A 24,316-nucleotide genomic window follows, 5' to 3' on the forward strand; every position below is an offset into this window, starting at 1 on the left:
CACTCCGCAGAGAGGACCGCAAGGTGATCGCCGAGACGATCCACGGCATCTGGAGCCGTGAGCTGAAGCTGGAGAGCTTCTCGAACGACGACGACTTCTTCGAACTGGGCGGCCATTCACTGATCATGACCAGGATCCAGCAGGCCATCGCCGCCGAGCTGGGCACCGAGGTCCCGATGGACGAACTGTTCCGCAAGTCGACGGTCGCGGGCATCGCGGCCCACATCGAGGCGCTCCAGCAGGTCGCCTGAACCTCCGCGGGCCCTGTCACGGGGCAGGGCCCGCCCTCACCGGGGAACGGAAACCCAACCGATGCAGCTCTCCAGCTGGGGCACCACCATGTCCCGCCTGTCCGGCATCCGCAGCATCATGGACGACATCGCCGCCACGGCCGGCCGGCAGTCGGACGGCGCGTGGTGCAACCTCAGTCCGGGCAATCCGGCGCACATCCCGGAAGTCGTCGACACCTGGCGCCGCCTGGCCGGCGAGGCCCTGCACGAGGACTTCTTCACGGCCGGCGGCCAGTACGGTCCGTCGCGCGGTGCGAACGCGCTCGTCGACGCGGTCGTCCGGTACTTCAACGCCGCCTACGGATGGGAGATCGGCCCGGAGAACGTCGCCGTCGGCCCCGGCAGCCAGTTGCTCGCCTACATGGCCGTCAACGCCTTCACCGGCCCCGCGGCCGGCGGGGACCGCGAGCTGGTCCTGCCCTGTGTGCCGGACTACACCGGCTACCAGGGCCTGAGCATGGCCGAGGGCGGCACCGCGGGCGTCGAACCCGTGGTGGTGCACGAGGACGAGCGGCGCTTCCGGTACGCCGTCGATCTGGACGCCGTACGCCGCCGCACGTCCATGGGCGCGATGCTCATCTCCAGCCCGGGCAACCCGACGGGCCGCTGCCTCGACGCGGCCGAGCTGAACGGGCTGATCGCCATCGCCGAGGAGCGCGGTGTCCCGCTGATCGTCGACCACGCCTATGGGCAGCCCTTCCCCCGTGTCGTCGACGCGCCGTCGGCACCGGTGTTCCACCCCCACGTCGTCAACTGCTTCACCTTCTCCAAGGCCGGACTGCCCGGCGAGCGACTCGGGTTCGCCATCGGCCCCGCCGAAGTGATCGACGTCCTGGTGTCGTTCACGGCCAACGCGGCGCTGCACGCCCCGCAGCTCGTGCAGATGGCCGCCGCGCGGGCTCTCGACAGCGGCGAGATCGACGTCCTGGCGGCGAAGACCATCAACCCCTACTACCGGGCCAAGCGCCGCACGGCCGAGGAGCTGCTGCACGACCGCCTGCCGGAGTCCGTGGACTGGCGGCTGCACTCCGGTGACGGAGGCATGTTCTGCTGGCTGTGGATCGACCATCCCTGGTTCGACGACCTCGACGCCTACCGCGCACTCAAGAACCGGCAGGTGTTCGTCGTGCCCGGACGGCACTTCTTCGTGCCCCCGCTCGACACGCCCTTCCTCGCCGGGCACGGCAGGCGCTGTGTCCGGCTGAGCCTGAGCGGCGAGGAGGACGTGATCGCCCGCGGGATCGCCCGCCTCGGCGAGGTGCTGACCGAGCTGCAGCGGAACGCCTCATGAGTACGGGAAGGTGGCTGCGGCGCCATGCCGTCGAGGGCCGGCACACCGCCGCCCGGCTTGTGTGCTTCCCGCACGCCGGCGGCACGGCCGCCGCCTTCCAGGGCTGGCCCGCCCGGCTGCCCGCGGACGTCGAGATCCTCGTGGTGCAGTACCCCGGCCGGCAGGACCGGATCGGTGAGCCGTGCATCGAGGACATGAGGGAGATGGCCGACCGCGTCACCGCGGAACTCCTCGACCGCTGCGACGTGCCGCTGGTCCTCTTCGGCCACAGCATGGGCTCGGGCCTTGCCTACGAGGTGGCCGGACGACTGGAACGGGACCACGGGACCGTCGTCTCACGCCTGTTCGTCTCGGCCCGGACAGCACCCCACCACGTGCACGGCGAGAAGCGGCACCTGCTCTCCGACGAGGACCTCGTCGCCTCGATGCGATCCCTGGGCGGTCCGGACGCCGAGGTCTACGACCACCCGCAACTGCTGCCGCTCATCCTCCCGCCGCTCCGCGCGGACCTGCGCCTGCTGGACGCGTACCGGCCCGAGCGGGCCGGGCTGCCCCGGATCCAGGCCCCCGTCACCGCCTGCGGGGGCGACAGCGATCACACCTGCCCCACGGCCGACCTGGCCCTGTGGGAGGAACTGACCACGGCGGGGGCCGAGGTTCGGATCTATCCCGGCGGGCATCACTTCCTGCGGACGCATGAGGCGGATGTGGCGGGCGTGGTGTCCAAACATCTGCTGACCCTGGTACAGACCCGAGGAGACACGACCCATGGCCCGTCCTGACAAGCCGGTCAACCTGGCGGAGAAGCTCGAGAAACTGGAGGAACTCGACGCCTACTGGACCCCGAGGACCGTCATGGAGGTGAACGGGCTCGAGCTGAAAGTCTCCAGGTTCAAGGGCGAGTTCGTCTGGCACAGCCACACCGAGGGCGACGAGCTCTTCCTCGTGCTCCGCGGCACGCTCACGATAGAACTGCGCGACCGGGACGCCGTGCGGCTGGGCCCCGGCGAGTTGTTCGTGGTCCCCAAAGGCGTCGAGCATCGGCCGGTGACCCCCGAGGGCTGCGACGTCGTCCTCCTGGACCCGGAGGGCGCACTGAACACGGGCGATGCGGGGGGCGCGCTGACACGCGACGCGGAGTGGCTCTGATGCTGCATCGTCCCGGGGGGCAACCCCCGGGACCCCGGCCGGTCCTGGGTACGGGCCGTGCTACCCCGCCGGCCTCTGCAACCGTGCCACGAACTTGTAGCGGTCCCCCCGGTACACCGACCGTACCCACTCCACCGGCCGGCCCTCCGCGTCGAGCGAGTGGCGGGAGAGCATCAGCATCGGCAGGCCCACGTCCGTGCCCAGCAGGCCCGCCTCGCGCGGGGTCGCCAGGGACGTCTCGATGGTCTCCTCCGCCTCCGCCAGGTGCACGTCGTACACCTCCGCCAGCGCGGTGTACAGCGACGTGTACTTCACCAGGCTCCGGCGCAGGGCCGGAAACCGCTTCGCCGAGAGATGCGTCGTCTCGATGGCCATCGGCTCGCCGCTCGCCAGCCGCAGGCGTTCGATGCGCAGGACGCGTCCGCCCGGCACGATGTCCAGCAGCCCGGCCAGCCGGTCGTCCGCGGTGACGTAGCCGATGTCGAGGAGCTGCGAGGTGGGCTCCAGGCCCTGGGCCCGCATGTCCTCCGTGTAGGACGTCAGTTGGAGCGCCTGCGAGACCTTGGGTTTCGCGACGAATGTCCCCTTGCCCTGGATGCGTTCCAGTCGTCCCTCGACGACCAGTTCCTGTAGGGCCTGCCGCACGGTGGTGCGGGAGGTGTCGAATTCGGCGGCGAGTGTGCGCTCCGGCGGCACGGGAGTGCCCGGGGGCAAGGTTTCGGTCATCTCCAGCAAGTGACGTTTGAGGCGGTAGTACTTGGGAACGCGGGCCGTCCGCGCACTGCTCGCGGCGCCGCCGCTCTCCGCCGTACCACCCTCGGCTGCCATGGCGTGCCTTCCCGAGTCCGTTCCTGCTGCCGTCACCGGCTCCTCCGTTTATCGCGGTCACATGGTGGCACGGGCAGAGCCCGACAGGCCCGTGGACGACCGGGCCGGCCTCAGGTGTCGGTCCGGTAACGGAGCCGACAGCGACTCTTATACACCCTTGACACCCCAAAAGGTCTAGGCCAAGCTGCGGGCACTGGTCTAAACCATTAAAGACCACATTCGGTCCCTGAGGAGAGTGCCGTGAGGCGAGGGCTCATAGCGGCGACGGGAGTCGCGGCAATGTTGGTGAGTGTTGCTGCCTGTGGGTCCAGCGACAGTGACAAGGATTCGGGTGGAAACGGTTCCCGGGCGAAGAGTCTGACCGTCTGGTTCATGGACGGCTCGAATCCGCCGGGCTGGACCAAGTCCGTACAGGCCGAATTCGAACAGAAGACGGGCGCCAAGCTGGACATCCAGGTCCAGAAGTGGAACGGCATCCAGCAGAAGCTCACCACCGCCCTGTCCGAGTCCGCTCCGCCGGACGTCGTCGAAGTGGGCAACACCCAGACCTCCTTCTACGCGCAGACGGGCGGCATCGCCGACCTCGGCGACCTGAAGAAGGAGATCGGCGCCGACTGGACCGATTCCCTCAACAAGCCGTCCGTCTTCGAGGGCAAGCAGTACGCCGCCCCCTGGTACGCCGCCAGCCGCGTCGTCATCTACAACAAGAAGATCTGGGCCGACGCCGGCATCACGGACACGCCGAAGACGCGCGCCGAATTCTTCAAGGACCTCGACGCCATTCAGAAGAAGGGCGACGCCGAGCCGCTCTATCTGCCCGGCCAGAACTGGTACTTCTTCGACGGCCTGACCATCGGCACCGGTGCCGACCTGGTGAAGAAGGACGGCAGCAAGTACGTCTCCAACCTCGGCGACCCCAAGGTCGCCAAGGCCATGGACATCTACAAGCAGTACCAGGCCTTCAGCAAGGCCCCCAAGGACAAGGACGAGGCCACCCCGCAGCAGGCCGACGTCTTCGCCAAGGGGAAGACCGGCGCCTTCATCGGCATGGGCTGGGAGGCGGCCACCGCCATCAAGGCGAACCCGGAGATCGAGAAGGAGATCGGCTACTTCACCATTCCCGGTGAGACGGCCGACAAGCCCGAGGGCGTCTTCCTCGGCGGCTCCAACCTCGCGGTCGCCGAGGGCAGCAAGAAGAAGGAACTCGCCAAGGAATTCCTGAAGATCGCGCTGTCCGACAAGAACGAGGCCGCGCTGTCCAAGGAGGTCGGCTCGATCCCCAACAAGGACTCCCTGCTCTCCAGCGTCAAGGGCAACCCGGCCGCCGAGGCCGCGGCACCCGCCGCCAAGGGCGGCGGCACCACCCCGCTCATCCCCGAATGGGCCGCCGTCGAGAACGCGCCGAACCCCATCAAGGCCTATATGACGGCCGTCCTCGAAGGAAAGTCCGCGGACGAGGCCGCCAAGCAGGTCGAGGGCGACATGAACAAGCGCCTCAGCCAGAAGCAGTGATCCGGTGGGGTTGTGCGGTGCGAATCGCACAACCCCGGCAGCACGCACCACAGTTCTACAGGGGAGATGGCGGACGACGATGTCAGCTCAGACCGAAGAGGCGGCCGTGACCGCCCCCCGGACCGGCAAAGGCGGCGCCCCGCCGCCCGGCACACCGTCCCGCAGGGCCGCAACCGCCGCCCCCTATCTGCTGATTCTCCCCGCAGCCGCCGTCATCGTCCTGCTGCTCGGCTGGACCCTGGTGAAGAACGGCATGCTGTCGTTCCAGAACCTCAACCCGCGCCAGCTGATCCGGCACGTCACCGAGTGGAACGGCGGCGAGAACTACACCAGGACGCTGGGGAGTTCCGAGTTCTGGCGCGTCACCGGCAGGTCCGTCGCCTTCACCGCGGCCAACGTCGTCCTCATCATGGTGCTCGGCTGCCTCGTCGGGCTGCTGCTCGCCCGGCTCGGCAAGAAGATGCGGCTGCTGCTCTCGCTCGGCCTCGTCCTCGCCTGGGCCATGCCGGTCGTCGCCGCCACCACCGTCTTCCAGTGGCTGTTCGACCAGCGCTTCGGCGTCGTCAACTACCTGCTGGACCAGCTCGGCCGGCACTCCATGCACGGCTACAACTGGACCAGCGGCCAGCTCTCCACCTTCTTCGTGATCACCGTCCTGATCGTCTGGCAGTCCATCCCCTTCGTGGCGATCAACCTCTACGCGGCGACGACCACGATCCCCAAGGAGCTCTACGAGGCCGCCTCGCTGGACGGCGCGGGCACCTGGACCACGTTCACCTCGGTGACCTTCCCCTTCCTCAGGCCCTTCTTCCTCGCGACGACCTTCCTCGAAGTCATCTGGGTCTTCAAGGCGTTCACCCAGGTCTTCGCGATCAACGAGGGCGGCCCCGACCGGCTCACCGAGACCCTGCCCGTCTACGCCTTCGTCGAGGGCATGGGCAACCAGCACTTCGGCATGGGCGCCGCGATCTCCATCCTCACCATCGTGATCCTGCTCGCCCTGACCGCGTACTACCTGCGCATCGTGCTCAAGCAAGAGGAGGACGAACTGTGAGGCGCTCACTGCTCGGCCGCATCTGGCCCGGGGCGACGGCGGCCGTCCTGTTCGTCGTCTTCGCCTTCCCCGTGTACTGGATGTTCGCCACGGCCTTCAAGGCCAACAAGGACATCGTCAGCGACACCCCCGTCTGGTTCCCCAAGGCCCCCACGCTCGGCCACTTCACCAAGGCCGTGCACGCCGACGGCTTCTGGACGTTCGTCGGCAACTCCTTCACCGTCACCCTGATCGCCGTCGGGCTCTCGCTCGTCATCGCGCTGCTGGCGTCCTTCGCCGTCGCCCGCATGCGCTTCAAGGGGCGCAAGAGCTTCATCCTCGTGATGATGATGGCCCAGATGGCCCCCTGGGAGGTCATGGTCATCGCCTACTACATGATCGTGCGCGATGCGGAGATGCTGAACAGCCTGGTGCCGCTCACCGCCATCTACACCGTCATGGTGCTGCCCTTCACCGTCCTGACGCTGCGCGGCTATGTTGCCGCCGTGCCCAAGGAGCTGGAGGAGTCGGCCATGGTGGACGGCTGCACGCGCACGCAGGCGTTCGTCCGGGTGATCTTCCCGCTGCTGGCGCCCGGCCTGATGGCCACCTCGCTCTTCGGCTTCATCACCGTCTGGAACGAGTTCCCGATGGTCCTCATCCTCAACAAGGACCCCGGCTCCCAGACGCTGCCGCTCTGGCTCACCGGCTTCCGCAGCACCTTCGGCGACGACTGGGGGGCCACCATGGCCGCCTCCTCGCTCTTCGCCGTCCCCATCCTCGTCCTCTTCGTCATCCTCCAGCGCAAGGCGGTCGGAGGCCTCACCTCCGGCGCAGTGAAGGGTTAGCACTGCATCCATGGACACGCTCACGCGCGACGCCCTGACCGTTCTCCAGCCCGGCTTCACCGGCACCACCGCTCCCGACTGGCTGCTGCGCCGGCTCGGCGAGGGCCTGGCCTCCGTAGGACTGTTCGGCCGCAACATCGAGTCGCCGGAGCAACTCGCGGCACTGACCGCGCAGTTGCGGGCGGAGTATCCGGATGTCCTCGTCGCCATCGACGAGGAGGGCGGCGACGTCACCCGCCTCGAAGTCCGCACCGGCTCCTCCTTCCCCGGCAACCTCGCCCTGGGCGCCGTCGACGACACCGAGCTCACCCGGGCCGTCGCCCGCGAACTCGGCCGCCGGCTCGCCGCCTGCGGCGTCAACCTCAACTGGGCGCCCTCCGCGGACGTCAACTCCGACCCCGACAACCCGGTCATCGGCGTACGGTCCTTCGGCGCCGACCCGCAGCTGGTCGCCCGGCACACCGCGGCCTATGTCGAGGGCCTGCAGTCCGCCGGGGTCGCCGCGTGCACCAAGCACTTCCCGGGGCACGGCGACACCGCCGTCGACTCGCACCACGACATGCCGCGCATCGACGCGGACCTCGGCACGCTCCACGCCCGCGAACTGGTGCCGTTCCGGGCAGCGGTGGCCGCCGGCACCAAGGCGGTGATGAGCGCGCACATCCTGCTGCCCGCCCTCGACCCGCAGCTGCCGGCCACGCTCAGCCCGGCCGCGCTGCACGGCCTGCTGCGGGCCCCCGTCGCCGACGGGGGACTCGGCTTCGACGGCCTGATCGTCACCGACGGCATGGAGATGCGGGCCGTCGCGGGCACGTACGGCATCGGGCGGGGGAGCGTCATGGCCATCGCCGCGGGCGCCGACGCGATCTGCGTCGGGGGCGGACTGGCCGACGAGGACACCGTGCTGCGGCTGCGCGACGCGCTCGTCGACGCGGTGCGGGGCGGTGAACTGGCGGAGGAACGGCTCGCCGACGCGGCGGCGCGGGTACGGGCGCTGGTGGCGCCGGTCGGCACGCCGCCCGTTCCGGCGGCCCCCGGGATCGGCCTTGCGGCCGCCCGCCGGGCGCTGCGGGTCACGGCGGCGCCGGGCTGGAAACCGCTGGACGGGGCCGTGTACGTGGCGGCGTTCGCGCCGGTGGCGAACATCGCCGTGGGCGACGAGACACCGTGGGGCGTGGGCGCCGAACTGGCCCGGCTGCTGCCGGGCACGACGACGGCGACGTACGGGCCCGGGGCGGACGCGGCCACGGTTCTGGCGGCTGCCGGGAACCGCCGCGTGGTGGCCGTCGTCCGCGACGTCCACCGCCACCCGTGGATGGCGGATGCGCTGCGCGCGCTGCTGACGGCGCGCCCGGACACGGCAGTGGTGGAGATGGGCCTCAACCAGGCGCCTCCGGCGGGTGCGTTGCACGTTGCCACTCATGGCGCGGCCCGCGTCTGCGGCACGGCCGCCGCGGAAACACTGGTGCGGGGCGCCCCGTAAGGGGCGCTGGGAGGTGCCCCCAGCGCCCCTGCGGGGCGCACCTGGTCGCGCGGGACCAGGGGCTAAAGCCCCTGCCAGGTCGGCTTGTTGGTGTACGTGTGGCGGAAGTAGTCCGCCAGCTTCAGCTTCGAGGCCGCGGCCTCGTCCACCACAACCGTCGCATGCGGATGCAGCTGCAGCGCCGACGCCGGGACCACGGCCGCCACCGGCCCCTCCACGCTCTGCGCGACAGCGTCCGCCTTGCCCTCGCCCGTCGCGAGCAGCACCAGGTGACGGGCCTCCAGGATGGTGCCGATGCCCTGGGTGATGACGTGGTGCGGCACCTGGTCGATGTCGCCGTCGAAGAAGCGCGCGTTGTCGACGCGCGTCTGTTCCGTCAGCGTCTTGATGCGGGTGCGCGAAGCGAGCGAGGAGCACGGCTCGTTGAAGCCGATGTGCCCGTCGGTGCCGATGCCGAGCAGCTGCAGATCCACGCCGCCGGCCTCGGAGAGCGCGCGGTCGTACGCCTCGCAGGCCGCCTGGACGTCCGCGGCGGTGCCGTCGGGGCCCATGAACGAGTCCGCGGTCAGGCCGAGCGGCTCGACGACCTGGCGCAGCACGGTGGAGCGGTAGGACTCGGGGTGGTCGGCGGGCAGCCCGACGTATTCGTCGAGCTGGCAGATGCGGGCCCGCGAGGCGTCCACCGCTCCGGCCCGGACCTTGCCGGCGAGCGCCTCGTAGACGGGCAGCGGCGTCGAGCCGGTGGCCACACCGAGCAGGGCGTCGGGCTTGCGGCGCAGCAGAGCGGCCATGGCCTCGGCGATGATCTCGCCGCCTGCCTTGGCGTCCGGGACGATGACAACTTCCACGCTGGGCCTGCCGATCTGGAGAGGGTGGTATAGACCAATTCTAACCATCTGGTGGCCGCAGCGCCCGGCCGGGACCCTCGGCCCGGCCGGCGCCGCGGCCGGTCGCTCCGCCCCCTGTGCGGGAGGGGCGGGCTCTTTGCCTTTTCATTGTGGACTAGACCATTCGGCGGTGTCCATGACCGGCCGGCGACTTCTCCCCGAACTTCCGGCGGCCCGTGGGCGGCGGGCGCCCGGGTACGCCCGGGTAGGCTCGGGACCGTGCCGTCCATGAACGATCTCGTACGCCAGCACACCGCCCTCGACGACTCGGACCTCGAGTGGCTCCACCTGCTGGTCTCGGAGTGGCAGCTGCTCTCCGACCTGTCCTTCGCCGATCTCGTCCTGTGGATCCCCACCCTGGACGGCACCCGCTATGTGTCCGTGGCCCAGATGCGGCCCAACACCGGCCCGACCTCGTACCAGAACGACATGGTCGGCCACCTGGTGCCGCGCGGCCGCCGGCCGATGCTGGACGCCGCCCTCGACGAGGGCCGCATCGTGCGCGAGGGCGACCCGGAGTGGCGCGAGGAGGTGCCGGTCCGGGTGGAGTCCATCCCGGTCCGTCGCGAGGGCCGGGTCCTGGGCGTGATCGCCCGGAACACCAATCTGCTGACCGTGCGCACCCCCAGCCGGCTGGAGCTCACCTACCTCCAGAGCGCCTCCGACCTCGCCCAGATGATCGCGAACGGCACCTTCCCCTTCCCGGGGCAGCAGGTCGACATGGATGCCTCGCCGCGCGCCGGCGACGGGCTGATCAGGCTCGACGCCGACGGCATCGTCCAGTACGCCAGCCCCAACGCACTGTCCGCCTACCATCACCTCGGCCTCGCCGCCGATCTCGTCGGACATCATCTGGGCGAGACCACCGCTCAGTTGGCGCCCTCGCGCACCCCGGTGGACGAGGGCCTGGCCAAGCTCGCCAGCGGCTGGGCGCCGCGCGAGTTCGAGGTCGAGGCCAACGACGGGGTCATCCACCTGCGGGCCATCCCCCTCAAGCCCAAGGGCACGCACATCGGTTCGCTCGTGCTGCTGCGCGACGTCACCGAACTGCGTCGGCGCGAACGCGAGTTGATCACCAAGGACGCCACCATCCGGGAGATCCACCACCGGGTGAAGAACAACCTCCAGACGGTGGCGGCCCTGTTGCGGCTGCAGGCGCGCCGGATCTCCTCGACGGAGGGCCGTGAGGCGCTGGAGGAGGCCGTCCGCCGTGTCGGTTCGATTGCGATCGTGCACGAGACGCTGTCGCAGAACCTTGACGAGCGCGTCGAGTTCGACGAGATCGCCGACCGGGTCCTGGCCATGGTCGCGGAGATCTCCCCGGGCCGCGTCCGCACCCGCCGCACCGGCCGCTTCGGGGTGCTCGACGCCGAGGTGGCCACTCCGCTGTCGATGGTGCTGACCGAACTGCTGCAGAACGCCCTGGAACACGGCTTCGGTCCGGGCGAGTCGGGAACGGTCGAGGTCACCGCCGTGCGCGGCGGCACCCGCAGCGACTCCCGGCTGCTGATCTCGGTGCAGGACGACGGGCGCGGACTGCCCGAGGGCTTCGACCCGCAGCAGGCCGGCAATCTGGGCCTGCAGATCGTACGCACCCTGGTGGAAGGGGAGTTGGGCGGAACGTTCGACATGCTGCCCGCTTCCGGGCAGGGGACGCGCGTCACCCTCGACCTCCCGGTGCGCGCCGAGAAGCCCTGACCCTGCACGACCTGCAGGTCGTGCACAGCACTGAGCCCCGGACCTGATGTTCAGGTCCGGGGCTCAAAGCTTCACTGTGCTGATGCACTCCCGGATGCCAGGGGAGCTCCGGGGTTACTGCGCGCTGCGGCTCGGGGGCCGAGGGCCGTCGTGAGACAGCAGGGGGGTCAGGCGGTCGCGTTGCGCGCCCGGTTGCGGGCAGCGCGGCGCTTCATCGCACGACGCTCGTCCTCGCTGAGGCCACCCCAGACGCCGGAGTCCTGGCCGGACTCGAGCGCCCACTGCAGGCACTGCTCCATGACGGGGCAGCGGCGGCAGACGGCCTTGGCTTCCTCGATCTGCAGCAGCGCAGGACCGGTGTTGCCGATGGGGAAGAACAGCTCGGGGTCTTCCTCGCGGCAAACGGCGTTGTGACGCCAGTCCATGGCTGCTCCATCTCCTCGTGTTACGGCTACGTGGCTTGTGAATGTGAACGCTTTCACGAATCCCCCCGCAAGGGAAGGGCCGACTGCCAGTCATAAGACTGGTGTGGTCCATGAAGTGAAGGAGGGGGTTCGGGCTCTCAGAGGAAGCCTTGATGGAGGGCTGTCCCGATCGCCAGGAAGAGCCTCGCAAACCTCGGCGACGGATACAACCCCTTCCGGAAAGTTTTTTTTGATTCCTCGGTGTCGGCTAGGTCACAGCCGTACTTCCAGGGGGTGCAACCCAGTCTAAACGTTCGAGTGGAAGGACTTTAGGCCCTGGCACTCACACAATCACACGCAGTGCACGGCGAACGCCTGTGAACGTCACGCTCGTGCGCAGTCCGAGGTGGTCGCCGTCCATCTGGAACGGGAGAGGGGCCTGCGATTGCAAGGTGAACGAGTCCTGGTCATGCAGTGACACAGCGTGTTTGCCGTGCGGGCCGCGCTCGGGGGTGGACATGAGCAGCTGGGTGCCGTGGCGGCCGGCCGTCAGCGTGCTCAGCTTGGTGAATCCGAGCACGTCAAGGGCCGTGTCGAAGGACGCGTCCGGCAGCGCGTAGACCGGGCGGTTGCCCAGATAGGTCCACGGGGCCGTGTTGCAGATTATCGACATGACGAGATTGCGGAGTGGCTCCTCGCCCGGCCGTTCGAGAGTGATCGTGCCCTGCCGGCGGTGGTGTTCGCCGAAGAACTGACGGGCCACCTGTCGCACGTACAGGGAGTGGGTCGAACGCTTGCCGCGCTCGCGCTGCTGCTCCACCCGGCCCACGACGCCCGCGTCGAAGCCGAAGCCCGCGCAGAACGTGAACCAGCGCTCCGGGACCCCCTCGTCCTCGGTGCCCGGGGTTCCGGCCGCCAGACCGAGGCCGACCGTACGTTCACGGCCCTCGCGCAGGGCGTCCAGCAGGGCGCCCGTCGCCTCCACGACGTCGTTGGGCAGGCCCAGCGCGCGGGCGAAGACATTGGTGGACCCGCCGGGCACCACCGCCAGCCGGGGCAGCTGCTCCGGGGCCGGGCCCGCGTGCAGCAGGCCGTTGACGACCTCGTTGACCGTGCCGTCGCCGCCGAGCGCGACCACCAGCTCGGTGTTCCCGCTCTCCACGGCGGCCCGGGCGAGGTCGCGGGCGTGCCCGCGGTACTCGGTGGTGGCGACCTCCAGCTTGAGGTCGCTGGCCAGGGCGTGCGCCAGGACATCACGGGTACGGGCACTGGTGGTGGTGGCCGAAGGGTTGACCACGAGAAGCGCACGCATGCGCGCCAGCCTACCTACCTGCCGGTACATGAACGGTCCCAGGTCGGCCTTTTACGAGCAGGCCTACAGCTACCCTGCTGGGGTGAGCAGCAAGCAGTCCGCCCCGAAATCCGCCCGTACGACCCAGGCGGGGAGCACGCCGCCCGTGCCCGCCGGTCCCCGGCCGCGCCGGCTGACCGCCGCCGCCGTGCTGTCCGGCGCCGAGGGTGCCGTGCTCGTCGCCGGCGGGCTCTACCTGCTGGTCATGGGCCTGCTGGGGCGGCCGGACAGCCCCCGGCAGGCGGAGATGGGCGGGCTGACCGTGCTCGTCCTCGCCGCGCTGCCGCTCGTCGCGGCGCGCGGGCTGTGGCTGCGACGGCGGTGGAGCCGGGGGCCGTCGCTGGCGACGCAGATCATGGCGTTGCCGGTCGCCTGGACGCTGGCCAATGCGGGCGGGGCGTTGCTCGCGGCCGGGGTCGCGGTGGCGGTCGTGGCGGTGGCCACGCTTGTCCTGCTGGTCAACCCGACCGCCACCGAGGCGCTCGGTATCGGGCCTCGCGACGCCTGACAGCTCGGGCGGTTGCAGCTCGCCGGCGAGTGCGGGCCGGGTGTGGTTGCTCGCGCAGTTCCTCCCCCAGCGCCCCTTACGGGGCGCCCCTGAACGGGGCGCGCCCGCGTCACTCCTCGATCAGCAGGCGGTCCCTGAGCTGGGCCAGGGTGCGGGCCAGCAGGCGGGAGACGTGCATCTGGGAGATGCCCACCTCCTGGGCGATCTGGGACTGGGTCATGTTGCCGAAGAAGCGCAGCAGCAGGATCTTCTTCTCCCGCGGCGGCAGGTCCTCCAGCAGCGGTTTGAGGGACTCCCGGTACTCGACGCCCTCCAGCGCCTCGTCCTCCGCGCCGAGGGTGTCCGCCACGGCCGGGGACTCGTCGTCCGTGTCCGGCACGTCCAGCGAGAGCGTGCTGTAGGCGTTCGCCGACTCCAGGCCCTCCAGCACCTCCTCCTCGGAGATGCTCAGGTGCTGGGCCAGCTCGTGCACCGTGGGCGCGCGGCCGTGCCGCTGGGAGAGCTCGGCGGTGGCCGTGGTCAGGGCCAGCCGCAGCTCCTGGAGCCGGCGCGGCACCCGCACCGCCCAGCCCTTGTCGCGGAAGTGCCGCTTGATCTCGCCGACGACCGTGGGCGTGGCGTATGTGGAGAACTCGACCCCGCGCTCCGGGTCGAACCGGTCCACGGACTTGATCAGGCCGATCGTGGCGACCTGGGTGAGGTCGTCCAGCGGCTCGCCGCGGTTGCGGAACCGCCGGGCCAGGTGCTCCACCAGCGGCAGATGCATCCGCACCAGGTGATTGCGCAGCTCGGCCCGCTCCGGCGAGCCCTCCGGCAGTGCACGCAGCTCGACGAACAGGGCCCGGGCACCGCTGCGGTCGTGCGGACCGCCGTGCTGCTGCCGGTGCTGGACATGATCCATGTGGTCCGCCCGCTCTGATGGGTCGCCCGCCTGGACCGGCAGCGGATCCGCCGGGTTCCCCGGGCGGGGCCGGGCAGGCTGCTGCGGGATGGCCGGGGTACGCACTCCCCGCGGTGACGCAGTACTCACGGAGCCCCCTCTTCCGTCACGGCTGCCCGGGGCCGGCGCCGCGCTTCTTGTGCAGGCTGATGCTGACCGTGCGGTCCTCCGCGACGGTGGAGTCGACCTCGCCGGCCAGGGCGGAGAGCACCGTCCAGGCGAAGGTGTCGCGCTCGGGCGCGCGGCCGTCGGTGGTGGGTGCCGAGACGGTCACCCGGAGCGCGTCCCCGACGAGGCGGAAGACGCAGCTGAGGACGGAGCCCGGAACGGCCTGCTGGAGCAGGATCGCGCAGGCCTCGTCGACGGCGATGCGCAAATCCTCGATCTCGTCGAGGGTGAAGTCCAGACGGGCCGCGAGGCCGGCTGTCGCCGTCCGCAGCACCGACAGGTAGGCACCCGCAGCGGGCAGCCGGACTTCCACGAAGTCCTGGGTCGTCCCAGGCTCGCCTGCGATGGGGGACACCCTCACCTCCAAGGTGGCACAAGCTTCTTGAGCTGTAACGGGGCACGGTCCCGCGGCCCCCCGGCCGGAGAACGGACGGGGGAGAAGCGGGCCGGTGCGGCACATGGTCCGGCTGAGACGCTATCGCGATCTGCGGGTCCGCGCCGCAGCCCCGCGACTGTCACTCATGGTAAGCCCATGAGTACGCACAGTGGCTAGGGTTGTGCGGTCTCAAATCGAAAGAGAAATCGCCCTGTTGGGATTTTCGTCACTCTGCGCGAGCGCCGCAAGAGTCTGGAGCGGCTCTCCCGACATCCGGTGCACCGTCCACTCGCTCAGGGGCTCGGCACCGAGCGACTTGTAGAAGGCGATCGAGGGCTCGTTCCAGTCCAGCACTGACCATTCGAAACGCTCGTAGCCGCGGTCCGTGCAGATCTTGGCGAGGGTCGCGAGAAGCGCCCTGCCGTGGCCCGCACGGCGCGCGTGCGGCCGGACGTAGAGGTCTTCGAGGTAGACACCGTGCGTGCCCGTCCAGGTGGAGAAATTGCGGAACCAGAGTGCGAAGCCGACCGGTTCGCGCTCGGCGCGGCCGCCGTCGGGCGTCGTTTCGTCACTCTCCGCTATCAGGACGAAGGCCGCCGGATGCTCCCCGAAGAGCGCCTCGCGCAGCTGCTCCTCGCTCGCCTTCGCGTGCTCCAGCGCCCGTTCGTACGCGGCGAGTTCACGGATCATCGCGTGGACGGCGGGCACGTCGCCGGGCGTCGCGGATCGGATCATGTGTGCATGCTAGCGGGCCCCGCCGACAGAGCCCCCGGAACCGGCGCCCCCGCCGGGGGCATGCGCGGGGGCGTGCGGGCGGCGCCCGCTCCGGGGAGCGGCGCTCACACGAGGTGCCGGTCCACGAAGCACCAGCGCCACGTCTGCCCCGGTTCGTGACTGCGCATCACCGCGTGGCCGGTCTCCTCGAAGTGCCCGGTGGCGTGCCGGTACGGCGAGGAGTCGCAGCAGCCCACGTGCCCGCACACCAGGCACATCCGCAGCTGCACGGGGTGGCTGCCGGCTCTTTCGCACTCCGGGCAGGTCGCACTCGCCGGCGCCGGCTCGGGGCGCGGTAGCGCATCGACATGCGTGCACTCGATCATGATTGCCAGGGTAGTTCGCACGCCCGCACTCCGAGGGATGGCCGGACACATGAATGTCATGCCGCTGTTGCTGCTGGTCGCCGGCAGCACCGCCGTCGCGGGCGCCGCCCGCCGCACCCCCGTTCCGGCGCCCCTGCTGCTCGTCGCCGCCGGGCTGGTCGCCTCGTACGTGCCGGGCGTACCGGACTACACGCTCGAACCGGACGTCGTGCTGCCCCTGGTGCTCCCGCCGCTGCTGCACACCGCCGCGCTCGACAGCTCGTACCTCGGCCTGCGGGCCAACTGGCGGCCGGTCGCCCTGCTCTCGGTCGGGTACGTGCTCTTCGCGACGCTCGTCGTCGGGTACGTGGCCTTCCTCGTCGTGCCCGGACTGCCCGCTGCGGCGGCGCTCGTGCTGGCCGCCGTCGTCGCCCCGCCGGACGCGGTGGCCGCAACGGCCATCGCGCGCCGCCTGCGGCTGCCGTCGCGGCTCACGACGATCCTGCAGGGCGAGTCCCTGGTCAACGACGCGACCGCCATCACCGCCTACCGCGTGGCCCTCGCCGCCGCGGTCGGCGCGGGCGCCACCTGGGCCGAGGGCGCCCGGGAATTCACGGTCGCCGCGGTCGGCGGCATCGGCGTCGGCCTGGTCCTCATGGTGCCGCTGCACTGGCTGCGCAAGCGGCTGCGCGAACCGCTGCTGCAGAACACCCTCTCGCTCCTCATCCCGTTCGTCGCCTACGGCGCCGCCGAGGAGGTCGGGGCGTCCGGCGTGCTCGCCGTGGTCGTCGTCGGCCTCTTCCTCGGACACCGGTCCTGGCAGGTCGACTTCGCCACCCGGCTGCAGGAGGAGGCGGTGTGGCGGATGGTCGCCTTCGTCCTGGAGTCGGCCGTCTTCGCCCTCATCGGGCTCCAACTCCCGGTCGTGCTGCGGGACCTGGGGACGTACGGGCCGGGATCGGCGGCCTGGTACGCGGTGGTGCTGTTCGCGGCCGTGGTGGTGACGCGCTTCGCCTGGGTCTATCCCGCGGCCTTCGTTCCGCGGGCGCTCTTCGCCGGGATCCGCGAGCGCGAGCCGGACACCGATGCCCGCGGGGTGTTCGTCATCGGCTGGGCCGGCATGCGCGGCGTCGTGTCCCTGGCCATCGCCTTCTCGATCCCCGTCACCACGCACAGCGGGGCGCCGTTCCCGGCGCGGAGCCTGATCCTGTTCCTGGCGTTCACGACGGTGATCGGCACCCTGGTGGTGCAGGGCCTGACCCTGCCGCCGCTGATCCGCCGGCTGCGGCTGCCGCGTCCCCCGGCCGAGGCGCTGACGCTGGTCGAGGCCCAGGCACAGAGCGAGGCGTCCGCGGCGGCGGAACGGCGGCTGGAGGAGCTCCTCGCGGACGAGCACAACTCCCTTCCCGCTCCGCTCGCGGACCGATTGCGTGCGGTTCTGGAACGCCGCCGCAATGCGGTGTGGGAGCGGCTGGGTGTCGTCGACGAGCAGACGGGCGAGACGGCGGACGACACGTACCGCCGGCTGACGCGGGAGGTGATCGGCGCGGAGCGCCAGGTGTTCGTGCGGCTGCGGGACGAGCGGCGGATCGACGACGAGATGCTGAGGGTGTTGCTGCGCAGGCTGGACCTGGAGGAGGCGGCCGCCTATCGGGAGGAGCAGGCCTAAGGGGCGCTCGTGTACGGGGCGTCCGTGTGCGGCGCGCCCGTGATGACGGCCACCACGTTCGTACCGGCGGGAAACGCCCCCGCCTCCGCCAGTGCCGTCAGGCCGAACAGCAACTTGGCCACGTACACCCGCTCCACGGGCACCCCGTGCCGGCTCCCGAAGTCCTCCGCGAACTGCTCCAGCTCGGCAGAGCTCCTCGCGTACCCCCCGAAGTGGAACCGCTCGTCGAGCGTCCAGTCCCCGCGCCGCCCCCCGAACGCCTCCCGCTGGAGGCGCTCCACCTCGGCGCCGAGGAAGCCGCCCTTCAGCACCGGGAAGCCGATCGCCCGCTGACCCCCGGCCAGGCCGGCCGCCAGACCGGCGAGCGTGCCGCCGGTCCCGCAGGCCACCCCCACCACATCCGCCACCCCGTGCAACTCCCGTCCCAGCGCGGTGCAGCCCCGTGCGGCGGCCGCGTTGCTGCCGCCCTCCGGGACGACGAACGCCCCTTCGGGAGCCAGCCGTGCCAGCACCTCCGGCTCGGTCTTGCGCCGGTACGTACCCCGGTCGACGAACCGCAGCTCCATCCCGTCCGCAGCGCACTGCGCGAGCGACGGGTTGAGCGGCCGGTCCGCCAGTTCCTCGCCCCGGACGACGCCCACCGTGGCGAAGCCGAGGAGCCTGCCGGCGGCGGCCGTGGCCCGCAGGTGGTTGGAGTAGGCGCCGCCGAAGGTGAGCAGGGTGCGCCGCCCCGCCGCCGCCGCGGCGTTCAGATTCGGCTCCAGCTTGCGCCACTTGTTGCCCGGAAGGTCCGGGTGTATCAGATCGTCCCGCTTGAGCAGCAGACGCAGCCCGCGCCGGGCGAACCGCGCGTCGGCCACCTCGGCGAGCGGCGACGGCAGCACGGGCCGGAGGGCGGCGAGTCCGGCCGCGCCGGGGGGATTGTCGCTGGTCATGTCACCCATTTTGTACGCTGGCCCGGCCAGCGAGGAGAAACAGGAAGCACACCACGTGGACTACCAGGCCGTACTCGAAGAGGTCACCGCCTTCGCGCGGCCGTTGGTCGGCCGGGGACAGGTCGCCGACTACATCCCGGCGCTCGCCGAGGTCGACATCAACCACTTCGGCATGGCGGTCGCCGACGTCGACGGCGGCGTGTACGGAGTGGGGGACTGGGAACGGCCGTTCTCGGTCCAGTCCATCTCCAAGGCGTTCGGTCTCGCGCTGGTCCTCGCCGAGGGCGGCGAGAAGATCTGGGAGCGCGTCGGCACCGAGCCGTCCGGCAACCCGTTCAACTCGCTGGTGCAGCTGGAGTACGAGAACGGGATCCCGCGGAACCCGTTCATCAACGCCGGTGCGCTCGTCGTCACCGACCGGCTGCAGACGCTGACCGGCGACGCGAGCACCACGATGCTGGAGTTCCTGCGCGCCGAGAGCGGCAACCCGGACGTCTCCTTCGACGCGACGGTCGCCAGGTCCGAGACCGAGCACGGCGACCGCAACGCGGCGCTGGCCCACTTCATGGCCAGTTACGGCAACCTCGACAACCCCGTACCGACGGTCCTGGAGCACTACTTCTGGCAGTGCTCGATCCGGATGAGCTGCGGCGACCTCGCCCGCGCCGGCAGCTTCCTGGCCCGGCACGGCCTGCGCGCCGACGGCTCCCGGCTGCTGCCGCGCCGCGAGGCGAAGCAGATCAACGCCGTGATGCTGACGTGCGGCACGTACGACGCGGCCGGCGACTTCGCCTACCGGGTCGGTCTGCCCGGCAAGAGCGGTGTGGGCGGCGGCATCGTGGCGGTGATACCGGGCCGCTGCACGCTGTGCGTGTGGAGCCCGGGCCTGGACGCCCGGGGCAACTCGGTGGCGGGTGTCGCCGCGCTGGACCATTTCACGACGCTGACCGGTTGGTCGGTGTTCTGAGACCGGACCGCGGGGTGGCGCCCCCGACAGGGGTACCGCATGGTGGGGTGCATGAACCACGAACTCCGCGCCGAGTACATCGACGGCCGCGCGGCGGCGGACCCGCGGGCCGAGGTCAAGGTCTGGCACGTGGTGCGGCAGGAGGAGTCGACGGCCATGTGCGGACGCGAGCTGGAATCGGCCGCCGAGGTCCGCTCCGCGGACGACTGGGGGACGCCGGGCGTCCCCATCTGTCACTCGTGCGGGGCCCTGTACCTGCGGGAACAGCCGTAGGCGGCTGCCGCTACGGGCACTCCACGACCATCCCCGCGTACGACAGGTTCCCGCCGAACCCGAACAGCAGGACCGGGGCGCCGGGCTCCACCCGGCCGGAGGCCACCAGCTTCGACAGCGCGAGCGGGATGCTCGCCGCCGACGTGTTGCCGGACTCCGTCACGTCTGTGGCGATCACGGCGTTCACCGCGCCGATCCGGCGCGCCACCGGTTCGATGATGCGCAGGTTCGCCTGGTGCAGGACCACCGCCGCCAGGTCCTCCGGCCGCACCCCGGCCCGTTCGCAGGCGCTGCGGGCGATCGGCGGGAGGGTCGTGGTGGCCCAGCGGTAGACGGACTGGCCCTCCTGGGCGAAGCGCGAGGGGGCGCCCTCGATGCGTACCGCGTGGCCCATCTCGGGGACGGAGCCCCACACCACGGGGCCGATGCCGGGTTCGGGGGAGGCGGTGACCACGGCGGCCCCGGCGCCGTCGCCGACCAGGACGCATGTGGTGCGGTCCGTCCAGTCGGCCACGTCGCTGAACTTCTCCACGCCCACGACCAGGGCGTTGGTGGCCGCTCCCGCGCGGATCGCGTGGTCGGCCTGGGCGAGGGCGTGCGTGAAGCCGGCGCAGACGACGTTGACGTCCAGGACCGCGGGGGCGGCGAGGCCCAGTGCGGCGGCGACGCGTGCCGCCGTGTTGGGGCTGCGGTCGACGGCGGTGCAGGTGGCGACGAGGACGAGGTCGACGGCCTCCGGCGCGAGGCCGCTGTTGGCGAGGGCCTTGGCGGCGGCCTGGGCGGCCATCGAGGCGACCGTCTCGTCGGGCGCGGCGATGCGGCGTGTCCGGATGCCCACCCGGGAGCTGATCCACTCGTCGCTGGTGTCGACCATGGTGGCGAGCTCGTCGTTGGTGAGCACCCGGGACGGCTGGTAGTGGCCCATGGCCAGTACACGAGACCCGGACATGGCGGTTCCTCCTGGGCGCGCGAGCGGTGCGGGTGACCAGTCTCGACGCTTCCTGGCCGGATCCCGGTGCGTGATCCGCCAATGTTGTGCCGGAACTACTGTCGCAACCCCATCACGCCGGCTGGTCGTGCGACGGCATGCGTGAAAGCCCGCGGTGCGCAGCCTTCCGGTGCCGGCCGGGACGTGTCCCGGTCCGCAGGAGGCTCACCACGGGCTGATTTCCCCCCAGGGGGGCGGCTCAGCGCGCGCTGTCGGCGGTGCTGCCGTTGGGGGAGGAGGGGTGCACGATGCCGCTGACCGGGGCGGCGGCGGTGTCGCTCGCGGCGCCCGTGTTCGCGGGTGCGGTGCCGCCCTCGTCCTTCATCGCCTTGGCCTCGCTCTTGAGGATGCGCATGGACTTGCCCAGTGCGCGGGCGGTGTCGGGCAGCTTCTTCGACCCGAACAGGACGACAACCACGAGCACGACCACCAGGAGGTGCCAGGGTTCCAGGGCGTTGCGCAGCATGGCCGCCCACCTCTCTTTCCGCTTGCTCCGGCTCGGATGCCATAACAGCTTTCCCCACCATACTTGCTAGATTGCGCAAATGGACAACCAAAGCCCATGGCCAATCGTCTAACCGGGCGTGAACAAACGGGCGGCGGGGGAGTGGAACGAGGCGCGCATATGAGTGGCAAGCGGGGCAAGCGCCCCGAGGGGATATCCCCGGGGAAACCCGCGAAGCGCGGGAAGATGCGGGGGGCCACCATCGTCGCCGTGGCCTTCCTGGTGCTGGTGACCGCCGGTGCGGGCTGGCTGTACCTGAAGCTCAACGGCAACATCAACACCTTCGGCGCCGACGGTCTCTCCAAGAACCGTCCCCCGGCCAACGCCGCCGGGCAGAACGTCCTGGTGATCGGTTCGGACTCGCGGGCGGGCGGCAACGCCAAACTGGGCGGCGGCACGGGCGACGTGGGCCGCTCGGACACCGCGTTCATCCTGCACGTCTACGGTGACGGGAAGCACGCGATCGGCGTCTCCATACCCCGGGACAGTCTCGTGGACGTACCGCCGTGCAAGCTGCCCAACGGCAGCTGGACGTCCGGGGAGCACCACGCGATGTTCAACTCGGCCTTCTCCGTGGGCGACACCGCCAAGGGCAACCCCGCCTGCACCCAGAACACCGTCGAGCAGCTGACCGGGCTGCGCGTGGACCACACCGTCGTGGTCGACTTCTCGGGCTTCTCCGCGATGACCTCCGCCGTGGGCGGCGTCGAGGTCTGCGTCCCCAAGGACCTCTACGAGGGCGACCTCAACCCCAACCTCGGCTCGCGCGGAGAGCTGATCTTCCCCAAGGGGCCGCAGAAGGTCTCCGGGCAGAAGGCGCTGGACTACGTCCGCGTCCGGCACGGCATAGGCGACGGCTCCGACATCGGGCGCATCCAGCGCCAGCAGGCCTTCGTCTCCTCGATGATCAAGAAGGTCAAGTCGCAGGGCCTCAACCCCACCACGCTGCTGCCGCTGGCCGACGCCGCCACCAAGTCGATGACCGTCGACCCCGGGCTCGGCAGCGCCGACAAGATGATCTCCTTCGCGATGGCGATGAAGAACATCGACCTGCACAACATCAAGTTCGTCACGATGCCCTGGCAGTACGACGGCGCCCGCGTCGCCGTGAAGCAGCCCGACGCCAACGCCCTGTGGGCCTCCCTCAAGGCCGACCGGACCATCGACGGCAAGGACGCCGGAAAGGACGGTCACGGGTCCGAGCCCTCGCCCTCGGCATCCTCCTCCGAGGCCGTCGACGGCGCCGGCGTCAAGGTCTCCATCGCCAACGGCACCACGGTCCCCGGCCTCGGCGCCCGCGCCGCCGGACTGCTCCAGCAGCACGGCTACACCGTCACCGGCACCTCGAACTCCCGGCTGCGCGGCGAGGCCACCACCGTGATCGAATTCGGGCCCGGCGAGGCGGACCACGCCAGGACCCTCGCCAAGCTCTTCCCCGGCTCGTACGTCCGGGGCGCCTCGGCGAGCGGCATCTCGGTCACGCTCGGCAAGGACTACGCGGACGCCCCCGCGGGCGGCCCGGCAGCGAGCCCGTCGGCCTCGGCCTCCACGCCGGACGCGGTGTCCTCGGAGGTCGCGGACAAGGCCCGCTCCGCCGACGACGACCCGTGCGCCAACCTCTCCTACGGGTGAGTCCACCGGTGAGTCCATGCGTGAGGAACCTCGTGACCGTTCGGCCCGTTTTGTTGGTGAGCGAAGAGTAAAGCCATGACCCTCATGAGCCCTTCCTGGAGGAGCAACGCCATGTCCGCCACTCCCCGGGCCCTGGCAAGGCCGCTCGCGGCTCTCGCCATCGCCCTGTTCGCGTTGGCAGGCGCGGCGTCGTACGCTCCCGCCGCGCACGCCGACACCGGCACGGACACCGGCCTGAAGGCCGTGGCCGACGGGCTGAAGAAGAGCCCGGTCTACGTCGACCCGAGGGCGAGCTCGCAGCTCTCCGACGCCGACGCCAAGGATCTCGCGAAGAAGATCGAGGACGCGGGCAAGCCGGTGTTCGTCGCGGTGCTGCCCAACGCGCCCGAGTTTCCCCAGCAGACCATCCTGAAGAACCTGCGCACCCTCGTCGGCATCAGCGGCGTCTACGCCGTCCACCTCGGCGACAAGTTCAACGCCGACGCGGACAGCAAGGTCATGTCGCGGAACTCCGTCCGCAACCTGGTCGGCGCCGTCCGGGCGGAGGGCGGCGACACCAAGACCGTGGTCGGCAACTTCGTCGACCAGGCCGACAAGCAGGCCAAGGGCCACGCCCCCGATTCCTGGGGCGGTGGCAGCGGCGACGCCGCCACCACCGGGCTGCTGGTGATCGGCGGCGTCGTGGTGGCCGGCGGCGCCGGCGGCTACGCGCTCTACCGGCGCAACAAGAAGCGGCGCGAGGAGCGCGAGCGCGCCGAGCTGCAGGCGCTGCGCGTCGTCGTCGACGAGGACATCACCGCCTTCGGCGAGGAGCTCGACCGGCTGGACTTCAAGCCGTCCGAGCCCGGTGCCACCGACGAGATGCGCCACGACTACGAGCAGGCCCTCGACGCCTACGAGGAGGCCAAGACCCGGATCGCCGCGGCCACCAGGCCGCAGGAGGTCACGGGCGTCACCGACTCGCTCGACAAGGGCCGCTTCGCCCTGGCCACCCTCGCCGCCCGCCGCACCGGGGCCCCGCTGCCCGAGCGCCGGATGCCCTGCTTCTTCGACCCGCGGCACGGGCCGTCCGTCCAGGACGTGGCCTGGGCCCCGCCGGGCGGCGCGATGCGCACCGTGCCCGCCTGCGCGGCGGACGCGGCCCGGCTGGCCGACGGCCAGGAGCCGATGTCCCGCACCGTCCAGACCGAGGCGGGCCCCCAGCCGTACTGGAACGCCGGACCGGCGTACGGGCCCTGGGCCGGCGGCTACTTCGGCGGCGGCATGCTGCCGGGGCTGCTCGCGGGCACGCTGCTGGGCAGCATGCTGAGCGGCCCGTCGGCCTGGGCGGCCGAGCCGTCGTACGACCCCGGTGTCGACGGCGGCGACTACTCCGGCTCGGACTTCAACCCGAACGACTTCGGCGGCGGGGACTGGGGCGGCGGCGGAGACTTCGGCGGCGGGGGCGACTTCGGCGGCGGCGACTGGTAAACCGGCTTCGCCGGAACACGGCCCCGCTCCCC

At 70.8% G+C, this 24,316-nt stretch carries 26 protein-coding genes; 15 read left to right on the forward strand and 11 right to left on the reverse strand.

Annotated elements, in window-relative coordinates; all coding sequences use genetic code 11:
* Positions 1–23: 23 nt before the first annotated feature.
* The 4 genes from HG542_RS22555 to HG542_RS22570 all read left to right on the forward strand — a co-directional run bounded on the left by HG542_RS22555 (position 24) and on the right by HG542_RS22570 (position 2,730).
* Complete coding sequence (locus HG542_RS22555) at positions 24–251, forward strand: phosphopantetheine-binding protein (RefSeq protein WP_171084297.1); 228 nt, start codon at positions 24–26, stop codon at positions 249–251.
* A gap of 61 nt (positions 252–312) precedes the next feature.
* Entirely contained in the window at positions 313–1,581 is a 1,269-nt protein-coding gene (locus HG542_RS22560) for a valine--pyruvate transaminase (protein ID WP_171084300.1), read from the forward strand.
* A complete protein-coding gene (locus HG542_RS22565) occupies positions 1,578–2,363 on the forward strand; it encodes a thioesterase II family protein (RefSeq protein WP_171084301.1) in 786 nt (261 codons plus the stop codon). Before HG542_RS22560 ends, HG542_RS22565 begins: the two co-directional genes overlap by 4 nt.
* Entirely contained in the window at positions 2,350–2,730 is a 381-nt protein-coding gene (locus HG542_RS22570; protein WP_171084303.1) for a cupin domain-containing protein, read from the forward strand. Before HG542_RS22565 ends, HG542_RS22570 begins: the two co-directional genes overlap by 14 nt.
* Before the next feature lie 60 nt (positions 2,731–2,790).
* Here HG542_RS22570 and HG542_RS22575 read toward each other — a convergent pair whose 3' ends face one another.
* Positions 2,791–3,558 (reverse strand): GntR family transcriptional regulator, encoded by a 768-nt coding sequence (locus tag HG542_RS22575; RefSeq protein ID WP_171084305.1) that lies wholly within the window; start codon positions 3,556–3,558, stop codon positions 2,791–2,793.
* A 240-nt stretch (positions 3,559–3,798) separates the two neighbouring features.
* Between HG542_RS22575 and HG542_RS22580 the strand changes: the two genes are divergently transcribed.
* From HG542_RS22580 to HG542_RS22595, 4 genes are all read left to right on the forward strand, one after another.
* A complete protein-coding gene (locus HG542_RS22580; protein WP_171084307.1) occupies positions 3,799–5,070 on the forward strand; it encodes an extracellular solute-binding protein in 1,272 nt (423 codons plus the stop codon).
* Positions 5,071–5,149: 79 nt separating this feature from the next.
* The gene (locus tag HG542_RS22585; protein ID WP_171084309.1) at positions 5,150–6,124 is read left to right on the forward strand and encodes a carbohydrate ABC transporter permease; all 975 of its coding nucleotides are present in this window, start codon (positions 5,150–5,152) and stop codon (positions 6,122–6,124) included.
* Positions 6,121–6,951, forward strand: coding sequence for a carbohydrate ABC transporter permease (locus HG542_RS22590; RefSeq protein ID WP_171084311.1), 831 nt, complete (start codon positions 6,121–6,123; stop codon positions 6,949–6,951). The genes HG542_RS22585 and HG542_RS22590 overlap by 4 nt, the downstream gene beginning before the upstream one ends.
* A gap of 10 nt (positions 6,952–6,961) precedes the next feature.
* Positions 6,962–8,434, forward strand: a complete 1,473-nt coding sequence (locus HG542_RS22595) for a glycoside hydrolase family 3 protein (RefSeq protein WP_171084313.1) — start codon at positions 6,962–6,964, stop codon at positions 8,432–8,434.
* A 62-nt stretch (positions 8,435–8,496) separates the two neighbouring features.
* On the opposite strand, the gene nagB is transcribed toward HG542_RS22595, so the two are convergent.
* Positions 8,497–9,282: a glucosamine-6-phosphate deaminase gene (gene nagB, locus HG542_RS22600; protein WP_171084315.1), complete on the reverse strand. Its 786-nt coding sequence runs from the start codon at positions 9,280–9,282 to the stop codon at positions 8,497–8,499.
* Positions 9,283–9,549: 267 nt separating this feature from the next.
* On the opposite strand from nagB, the gene HG542_RS22605 reads away from it, so the two are divergent.
* On the forward strand, positions 9,550–11,019 hold the full coding sequence (locus tag HG542_RS22605) for a sensor histidine kinase (protein WP_171084317.1): 1,470 nt from the start codon (positions 9,550–9,552) through the stop codon (positions 11,017–11,019).
* Positions 11,020–11,186: 167 nt separating this feature from the next.
* On the opposite strand, the gene HG542_RS22610 is transcribed toward HG542_RS22605, so the two are convergent.
* Positions 11,187–11,444: a WhiB family transcriptional regulator gene (locus HG542_RS22610; RefSeq protein WP_004937597.1), complete on the reverse strand. Its 258-nt coding sequence runs from the start codon at positions 11,442–11,444 to the stop codon at positions 11,187–11,189.
* Positions 11,445–11,766: 322 nt separating this feature from the next.
* On the reverse strand, positions 11,767–12,735 hold the full coding sequence (locus tag HG542_RS22615; RefSeq protein WP_171084319.1) for a diacylglycerol/lipid kinase family protein: 969 nt from the start codon (positions 12,733–12,735) through the stop codon (positions 11,767–11,769).
* Between the two features lie 82 nt (positions 12,736–12,817).
* Here HG542_RS22615 and HG542_RS22620 point away from each other — a divergent pair, with 82 nt between their 5' ends.
* Complete coding sequence (locus HG542_RS22620) at positions 12,818–13,282, forward strand: hypothetical protein (protein ID WP_308111216.1); 465 nt, start codon at positions 12,818–12,820, stop codon at positions 13,280–13,282.
* A gap of 109 nt (positions 13,283–13,391) precedes the next feature.
* Here the strand turns inward: HG542_RS22620 and HG542_RS22625 are convergent, their stop codons facing one another.
* The 4 genes from HG542_RS22625 to HG542_RS22640 all read right to left on the reverse strand — a co-directional run bounded on the left by HG542_RS22625 (position 13,392) and on the right by HG542_RS22640 (position 15,866).
* Positions 13,392–14,312 (reverse strand): RNA polymerase sigma factor SigF, encoded by a 921-nt coding sequence (locus tag HG542_RS22625; RefSeq protein WP_227726833.1) that lies wholly within the window; start codon positions 14,310–14,312, stop codon positions 13,392–13,394.
* Between the two features lie 16 nt (positions 14,313–14,328).
* Positions 14,329–14,745, reverse strand: coding sequence for an ATP-binding protein (locus HG542_RS22630; protein ID WP_126915983.1), 417 nt, complete (start codon positions 14,743–14,745; stop codon positions 14,329–14,331).
* Between the two features lie 210 nt (positions 14,746–14,955).
* The gene (locus tag HG542_RS22635; RefSeq protein WP_171084321.1) at positions 14,956–15,501 is read right to left on the reverse strand and encodes a GNAT family N-acetyltransferase; all 546 of its coding nucleotides are present in this window, start codon (positions 15,499–15,501) and stop codon (positions 14,956–14,958) included.
* A 104-nt stretch (positions 15,502–15,605) separates the two neighbouring features.
* Positions 15,606–15,866 carry a UBP-type zinc finger domain-containing protein gene (locus tag HG542_RS22640; protein ID WP_171084324.1) on the reverse strand — a complete coding sequence of 87 codons (261 nt, stop codon included), beginning with the start codon at positions 15,864–15,866 and terminating at the stop codon, positions 15,606–15,608.
* A 49-nt stretch (positions 15,867–15,915) separates the two neighbouring features.
* Between HG542_RS22640 and HG542_RS22645 the strand changes: the two genes are divergently transcribed.
* Positions 15,916–17,514: a Na+/H+ antiporter gene (locus HG542_RS22645; protein ID WP_171084326.1), complete on the forward strand. Its 1,599-nt coding sequence runs from the start codon at positions 15,916–15,918 to the stop codon at positions 17,512–17,514.
* On the opposite strand, the gene HG542_RS22650 is transcribed toward HG542_RS22645, so the two are convergent.
* Positions 17,511–18,449: a 1-aminocyclopropane-1-carboxylate deaminase/D-cysteine desulfhydrase gene (locus HG542_RS22650; protein WP_171084328.1), complete on the reverse strand. Its 939-nt coding sequence runs from the start codon at positions 18,447–18,449 to the stop codon at positions 17,511–17,513. The genes HG542_RS22645 and HG542_RS22650 overlap by 4 nt on opposite strands.
* A gap of 55 nt (positions 18,450–18,504) precedes the next feature.
* Between HG542_RS22650 and HG542_RS22655 the strand changes: the two genes are divergently transcribed.
* Positions 18,505–19,416, forward strand: a complete 912-nt coding sequence (locus HG542_RS22655) for a glutaminase (protein ID WP_171084330.1) — start codon at positions 18,505–18,507, stop codon at positions 19,414–19,416.
* A 51-nt stretch (positions 19,417–19,467) separates the two neighbouring features.
* The gene (locus HG542_RS22660) at positions 19,468–19,689 is read left to right on the forward strand and encodes a hypothetical protein (RefSeq protein WP_171084332.1); all 222 of its coding nucleotides are present in this window, start codon (positions 19,468–19,470) and stop codon (positions 19,687–19,689) included.
* Between the two features lie 10 nt (positions 19,690–19,699).
* Here the strand turns inward: HG542_RS22660 and HG542_RS22665 are convergent, their stop codons facing one another.
* Positions 19,700–20,638: a beta-ketoacyl-ACP synthase III gene (locus HG542_RS22665; protein ID WP_171084334.1), complete on the reverse strand. Its 939-nt coding sequence runs from the start codon at positions 20,636–20,638 to the stop codon at positions 19,700–19,702.
* A gap of 238 nt (positions 20,639–20,876) precedes the next feature.
* The gene (tatA, locus tag HG542_RS22670; protein ID WP_171084335.1) at positions 20,877–21,143 is read right to left on the reverse strand and encodes a Sec-independent protein translocase subunit TatA; all 267 of its coding nucleotides are present in this window, start codon (positions 21,141–21,143) and stop codon (positions 20,877–20,879) included.
* A 159-nt stretch (positions 21,144–21,302) separates the two neighbouring features.
* Between tatA and HG542_RS22675 the strand changes: the two genes are divergently transcribed.
* On the forward strand, positions 21,303–22,814 hold the full coding sequence (locus tag HG542_RS22675; protein WP_171084337.1) for an LCP family protein: 1,512 nt from the start codon (positions 21,303–21,305) through the stop codon (positions 22,812–22,814).
* Positions 22,815–22,925: 111 nt separating this feature from the next.
* On the forward strand, positions 22,926–24,284 hold the full coding sequence (locus HG542_RS22680; protein ID WP_171084339.1) for a hypothetical protein: 1,359 nt from the start codon (positions 22,926–22,928) through the stop codon (positions 24,282–24,284).
* Positions 24,285–24,316: the final 32 nt, after the last annotated feature.

This window comes from Streptomyces morookaense, assembly GCF_013030945.1.
Taxonomy (GTDB): Bacteria; Actinomycetota; Actinomycetes; order Streptomycetales; family Streptomycetaceae; genus Streptomyces; species Streptomyces morookaensis.